The sequence below is a fragment of the Cetobacterium sp. genome (genome assembly GCF_048470075.1).
Taxonomy (GTDB): domain Bacteria; phylum Fusobacteriota; class Fusobacteriia; order Fusobacteriales; family Fusobacteriaceae; genus Cetobacterium_A.
This window is the reverse complement of sequence record NZ_DBGBQB010000318.1, coordinates 1-6,307: the sequence shown is the minus strand read 5'-3', so window position 1 is coordinate 6,307 and position 6,307 is coordinate 1. Positions and strand designations below refer to the sequence as shown.

The following is a 6,307-nucleotide window of genomic DNA, read 5'->3' as shown; positions in this document are numbered from 1 at the left end:
ACTCTTTAAGATACCTTCGAGACTAGGAGGTTGATAGGTTGGGGGTGTAAGAGCTGCGAGGCTTTTAGCTGACCAATACTAATATATCGAAGTTTTAACCTTAATATACTACTATATAGTTTCAAATGATCCAAGTAAATTGAATATTGATTGGCAACGATAGCTATGGAGGTACACCCAGTAACATTTCGAACCTGGAAGTTAAGCCCATAAACGCTGAAAGTACTTGGGGGGCAGCCCCCTGGGAGGATAGGAAGTTGCCAATCTTAAAAAAGTGCTTCTTTAGCTCAGTTGGTAGAGCGCACGACTGTTAATCGTGTTGTCGCTGGTTCGAGCCCAGCAAGAAGCGCCATTTTTATTTTTTGTAAAAATAATTGATTTTAAAGAGCTTTTTTAGCTCTTTTTTTTATACAATTATTTCAATATAGTGTATAATATTAGAGAATTTAAAAAGTTATAAATGGGGTGAAAATAGATGATAAAAAGAGAGAAAATAGTGGTCCTACTGATCTCTGCAATAGTTGTTGCCACAGGATTTGGATTATTGTTTAATAAGAAAAAAATTGAAAATATTTTAAAAAATAATAAAAGTATCTCTAAAATCTATGAAAATAGTGAAAAGAAAAAAAATGAAAGAATTTTTGATACAAAACTAAAAGATAAAAACTTAAAAAGAATTTTAGATGGTTTATCAACAGATAAGATGGAGATAGCTGTTTCTATTTTAAATAATGGAAATTTAGTGGATTTTATAAATAATCCAAATATAGAATCATATATAGATAATACTGATTATGCTAAAGCTTTAGAAAATGCTAAAGTTATAAAGGGATTAAAGGAACTTTCTTTATTATCACCTGATTTGGGAAAATATTTTAAGGAGGATTTAATAAAGAATAACTTTGAAAACACTATTAAAATAGTTGAAAATAGACCAGAAGTTATAAAGATAAGAGAAAGAATAATAAAACTATTACCAATAAAAAATAGTAAAGATACATTTGAACAACTATCTGAAGAAAATCTTATGCAAATAAGTGAGATACTATCAAAATCCCCTATAACTGTGGAATTTGTAGAGAAGAAAAATCTAAAAAAATATGATTTAGAAGAGGTTGTGGAGATAAGTAAAACTCTTTATGAAATTGGAAATGTAAATCCTAGTTTAGCCATTGAGATAGAGGAGATGCTAAAGGGATTTGATATTAGAAAAGCTGCCCTGTATGGAGATCTATATGTTCAAGATGAGAAATATGAAAAGGAGCTAAAAAAAGAGTATGATGAAAAAAACTATACTTTTGATGAACCTTTCTTGAGATATAATCCATATGGTAGAACGCCACTGGCTTATGGTATGAAATATGAGCCAAGTGGTGAAAGTGATCTATTGAGAGTGACTATTTTAGGTATGGGAGGAATGCCTAATTTTTCATATGAGAAAAAGTATAGCTCTGGAGATATACTACCGATAGTTGGACTGTATCCAAAAGCTGAAAATACCGTGATTATAGAGCAATTAAATCCAGTGGATAAAAGAGTTACAAAGATAAAGAAGTTAAAATTAAAAACTATTCCAGTTGATGATAAGCTTCCAGCTATCTATGTGGAAAAAAGAGTTCCAGGAAGTATTCAACCTGGATTTAATATGGCCTCATATAACCTAAAAGATGAGGGATTACCATTTACTTTTGACAGTATGGGAAATATAAGGTATATTTTAAAAACTGGAAAAGAGATGAGAAAAGTTAAGATAGCAAAAGAGGATGCTGGTGTTTGGGAAGTAAAGAATGATGAGGATAAATTCCAACTAGATATCTTGGGAAAGGTACTTGGGAGAATAGGAAGAGATGATGAGGATGAGACAAGTAAAAACAAAAAAACAAAGTATTTAGTTAGAAATAACAACATATTAACAGTGGTCTCATATAGAGATGGAGCGTACCCTACGGCTCTATTCTCAGAGTATGGTTTGGATTCTAAAGATGAGATATTTAAAGCTATAATATTCTATGATAAAAATGGAGCTGATGAAAATATAATAGAGGATGGAGAAAGGGTTATCCTTTATGAAGGAGATAGTGAAAATTAATGTTAAGGTTATTTTATATAGGTGTTTTAGGAGCAGTATTTTCAATATTAGTAAATTTATTTGGATTATCATTTGAGACTAGTTTAATGGGTGTAGGAGTATTTTCATTTATAATGCTGGGTCTATATCTTTTTGATTTAATGAATTTTGATGTGCCCAGATACTCTATAAAAAACTATTTAATGGTGCTAGGAATAAATATCGTATTTTTTTCTATTTGGTTTATTATGAGTTGGGATTTTTGGTTAATAGTATTTTTTTTATTATTTAGTGCAATATCAATATTTTTAAGAACGGTTATAAATATGTTTGTCTATAGAATTAAACCTGTTACTATCTATGGAAGTGGAGATTTAAAAATAAACTTAGAGAAAAGTTTGGAAAAATTGGATGGATATAAATATATAGATTTTAATGAGGATATAGATAGATTAGAGGAGTTTGTAAAAATCAATAATATAAAGTTACTTCTATTGGGTAAAATGAAACTAGAGGAGAAAGAGATTGAAAGAATCTTAAAAATTAAGTTAAGAAATACCTATGTTATGGGGTATTTAGACTATATGTTGGAGATTGAGAGAAAAGTGGAGGTCTCATATATAAATGAGGAATGGCTGTTAAATGCATATGGTTTTGAGATTTTAAGAAGTAGATTTCAAAATAAAGTTAAGAGAGTTTTTGATATAGGAATGTCCATAGTGATTGGGACTTTAACATTTCCTATTATGATAGTTGCGGCGATAATAGTTAAGTTGGAAAGTCCGGGACCCATTATCTACTCACAAGAGAGAGTTGGAGAAAATGAGAAGGAGTTTATGGTCTATAAATTTAGAAGTATGAGGCAGGATGCCGAAAAAGATGGTGCAAAATGGGCTCAAAAAAATGACCCAAGAGTTACAAAATTTGGAAACTTTATGAGAAAAACAAGAATAGATGAATTACCGCAATTATTCAATGTAATAAGAGGAGATATGAGCTTTATAGGGCCAAGACCAGAGAGAATGGTATTTATAAAAGAGCTTGAAAAACAGATTCCCTACTATGGACTTAGACATATGGTAAAACCGGGGCTGACAGGTTGGGCCCAAGTTATGTATCCCTATGGAGCCACAGTGGAGGATGCTAAAAATAAATTGGAATATGATCTATACTATATAAAGTGCTATAGTTTATATTTAGATATAGTGATTTTATTTAAAACTTTAAAAACAGTTGTTTTTGGAAAAGGAAGGTAGAGATAGATGATAACTGTATTTACACCCACCTATAATAGAGAGAATACACTGAGAAGATTGTATAAAAGTCTAAAGAATCAAACAGTAAAAAACTTTGAATGGATAGTTGTAGATGACGGATCAACAGATGGAACAGAAAAATTAATTCAGGAGTTTATAGATGATGATGAGATACCCATACTTTATAAAAAAGTAAAAAATGGGGGGAAGATGAGAGCTATAAACATAGGGGTTTCTTTAGCTAGTAAAGAGCTTTTCTTCATAGTTGATAGCGATGATTACCTGAATGAAAAAGCTATGGAAATCATAGAGGAGGAGACAGTAACTCTACCAGATGACTACGCAGGAGTTGTATTTAGAAAGGTGGAAGTTTTTGACAATGGTAAAATTGTGAGAGAAAATGAAACTTTTGGTGGAGCACAGCTAGATAGTAATCCCATCGATATATTTTATAATAAAAAAATCTTAGGAGATAAAGCTGAAATAGTAAGAACTTCAATAATGAGAGAGTATCCATTTCCAGAGATTGAAGATGAAAAATTTATTCCTGAGGGCTATATATGGAATCAAATTGGAGAGAATTATATATTTAGATATATAGACAGGGGTATATATTTTTATCAATATTTAGAGGACGGATACACTCGTAGATTTAGTGAGATTATAAAAAATAATCCAAAAGGATTAAAACTATACTATGGATATATGTTAAAGAAAAAAATACCGATTAAAAATAAGATAAAGTTTTTAATTAGATTTTTCCAATCACTATACTATGATTGGAAAAAGGAAAGGAAAGGTTAGATGAAAATACTTCACATAATAACGTCATTAGAGTTAGGTGGAGCTGAAAAATTATTGCTGGACTTAATACCTGCACAAAAGAAGCAGGGAGCAGAGGTTGAGCTACTGGTTTTAGATACAAAAGGGGAAAAATTTTTAGAAGAGTACAAAAAAAGAGGAATAAAAATTCATACAACTGAGGTAAATGATAAATTTAGCTTAAAAAATCCTTTAGAGATATTTAAAATAATAGGGAACAATAACTTTCAAATAGTACATGCTCACCTAATTCATGCTCAAATTTGGACAAGTGTAGCAAGATACTTAAAAAGAAAAGTTATATATATAACAACTGAACATAGTACACACAATAGAAGAAGAGAAAAAAGAGTGTATAAGCTCTTAGATAAGTTTATATATAACTCATATAACAAAGTTATTGCAATCTCTGAGGCAACAGCTAGAGAGCTTATGAGATGGACTGGATTAAGTGTAAAAAAAGTGGAAGTCATATCCAATGGAGTTTCTTTAAGAGCCTTTATGGGAAGGGCTAAAGAGAGAAAAGGAAGTAGCTTAATAATGGTTTCAAGATTTCATCCATCAAAGGATCATTTAACTGTGATTCGTGCCATGGAAAAACTGTCTAAAGACTATACTCTAACATTTATTGGGGATGGAGAAACACAAGAAGCTGCAAAAAGAGAGGTTTTAATGCTAAATTTAAGCGATAGAGTCCAATTTTTAGGATATTCTAACTCTGTTCCTTCACTTTTAAAAAGAAGTGATATAGCTATTCAGTCATCTAATTTTGAAGGCTTTGGATTGAGTGCTTTAGAGGCTATGGCTTCAGGAACACCAGTTATAGCGAGTGATGTTGAAGGGTTAGCAAATGTAGTGGGAGATAGTGGACTTCTTTTTGAACTTGGAAATGTAAATGACCTTGTGGAAAAAATAGTTATGTTGGAAGATAAAAAGCTATATTTTGAAAAAAGTAAGGCTGGAATAAGAAATAGTCTGACTTATTCAATAGAATCTACGGCTAAAAAATATATGGATCTCTATAAAGAGGAGTTAAGATGATTTTTATATCAATAGCTCTAATTTTAATGGTATTAGGTGTTTATGATGTCTTTGGAAAAAATGAACTCTATAAAGAACGACTCTTGAAGGTCACTGTTATCTTTTTAGTGCTATTTTTGGGAACAAGAGGTTTCCTAGGATGGGACTGGTATTTTTACTACCCCTCCTTTATGGAGTCAACATATGTTTATGAAAAGGGATATATGCTTTATACATCCTTAATTAAAGGTATTTTTAAAAATTATATTTTTTATCAAATGATTACAACGACTATTGATTTTATAGCCCTATACTGTATATTTAAAAGATATTGTAAGTATCCAATAATGGCTTTTGCTATTTTTTTTAGCCTTCAAGGATTACATATTGAAGTGGAACTATTGAGGAATATAAAAGCGATAGTCCTATTTTTATTCTCTTTAAAATATATCGAAGAGAGAAAAATAGTTCCTTTTTTAATATTAAATTTATTGGGAGTTTTATTTCATACCAGTGCAATAGTATATATACCTATGTATTTTATTTTAAAACATAGATATAGGGATAAAATCATGCTCAGTCTATTTACACTTGGAAGCATATACTATATTTTTGATTTAAAGATCTTTCACTTTATTTTCAATTTAAATTTAGATGTATTACCACTTATATTAAAAGAGAAAGTTATTAATTACAGAGAGGTTATACCACTAAATTTAGTGAGAGGACCAAATATATTCTACTTGGAAAGGGCTATAGTGTTTTTTTTAACATATAGATATGAAAAAAATAATGTTATAAAAAATAGTTCTTATATATGGATATTTATATTTTTATTCACCTCAGAACTATCTGTAGTTTCTTTGAGAATAGGGGTTCTATTTATATATGGAGCTTGGTTAGTTCTGGCAAGATCTATTGAAAGAGTGGAGTATAAAAAATGTCTCTTAGGAGTAATATTTATTTTGTGTTTTATTAGAATATACAGAAGTATGACATTTCCAGGAAATAAAATAAATTATAGGTATGAAAATGTTTTATTTAATAGATTAGACTATGAAAAAAGAGAGAAAGAGTTAATTGAAAGTAAAAAGTATTTAAAAGAGAGTCATGGAAAAGAGTTATTAATTCAGTATTAGAT

Annotated in this window: 5 protein-coding genes, 1 tRNA gene and 2 rRNA genes; all 8 read left to right on the top strand. The window is 29.9% G+C overall.

The genetic code is table 11. The features are described from left to right. A 23S ribosomal RNA gene (locus ACMOUI_RS11015) occupies positions 1–102 on the top strand; the annotation flags it as partial. 47 nt (positions 103–149) lie between these two features. Continuing rightward, a 5S ribosomal RNA gene (gene rrf / locus ACMOUI_RS11010) occupies positions 150–266 on the top strand. Positions 267–276: 10 nt separating this feature from the next. Beyond that, positions 277–352, top strand: a tRNA-Asn gene (locus ACMOUI_RS11005). Between the two features lie 123 nt (positions 353–475). Next, positions 476–2,089, top strand: coding sequence for a hypothetical protein (locus ACMOUI_RS11000; RefSeq protein WP_418965742.1), 1,614 nt, complete (start codon positions 476–478; stop codon positions 2,087–2,089). After that, positions 2,089–3,324, top strand: coding sequence for a sugar transferase (locus ACMOUI_RS10995; RefSeq protein WP_418965741.1), 1,236 nt, complete (start codon positions 2,089–2,091; stop codon positions 3,322–3,324). The genes ACMOUI_RS11000 and ACMOUI_RS10995 overlap by 1 nt, the downstream gene beginning before the upstream one ends. A gap of 6 nt (positions 3,325–3,330) precedes the next feature. After that, a complete protein-coding gene (locus ACMOUI_RS10990; protein ID WP_418965740.1) occupies positions 3,331–4,128 on the top strand; it encodes a glycosyltransferase family 2 protein in 798 nt (265 codons plus the stop codon). Continuing rightward, a complete protein-coding gene (locus ACMOUI_RS10985) occupies positions 4,129–5,187 on the top strand; it encodes a glycosyltransferase (protein WP_418965739.1) in 1,059 nt (352 codons plus the stop codon). It begins immediately after the preceding gene. Next, the gene (locus ACMOUI_RS10980; RefSeq protein WP_418965738.1) at positions 5,184–6,305 is read left to right on the top strand and encodes an EpsG family protein; all 1,122 of its coding nucleotides are present in this window, start codon (positions 5,184–5,186) and stop codon (positions 6,303–6,305) included. The genes ACMOUI_RS10985 and ACMOUI_RS10980 overlap by 4 nt, the downstream gene beginning before the upstream one ends. The last annotated feature ends 2 nt before the right edge of the window (positions 6,306–6,307 follow it).

Excerpts from the sequence above, each read along its gene's own strand:
- ACMOUI_RS10980 (WP_418965738.1), top strand. The coding sequence starts at position 5,184 with ATGATTTTTATATCAATAGCTCTAATTTTAATGGTATTAGGTGTTTAT.
- ACMOUI_RS10990 (WP_418965740.1), top strand. The coding sequence starts at position 3,331 with ATGATAACTGTATTTACACCCACCTATAATAGAGAGAATACACTGAGA.
- ACMOUI_RS10995 (WP_418965741.1), top strand. The coding sequence starts at position 2,089 with ATGTTAAGGTTATTTTATATAGGTGTTTTAGGAGCAGTATTTTCAATA.
- ACMOUI_RS10985 (WP_418965739.1), top strand. The coding sequence starts at position 4,129 with ATGAAAATACTTCACATAATAACGTCATTAGAGTTAGGTGGAGCTGAA.
- ACMOUI_RS11000 (WP_418965742.1), top strand. The coding sequence starts at position 476 with ATGATAAAAAGAGAGAAAATAGTGGTCCTACTGATCTCTGCAATAGTT.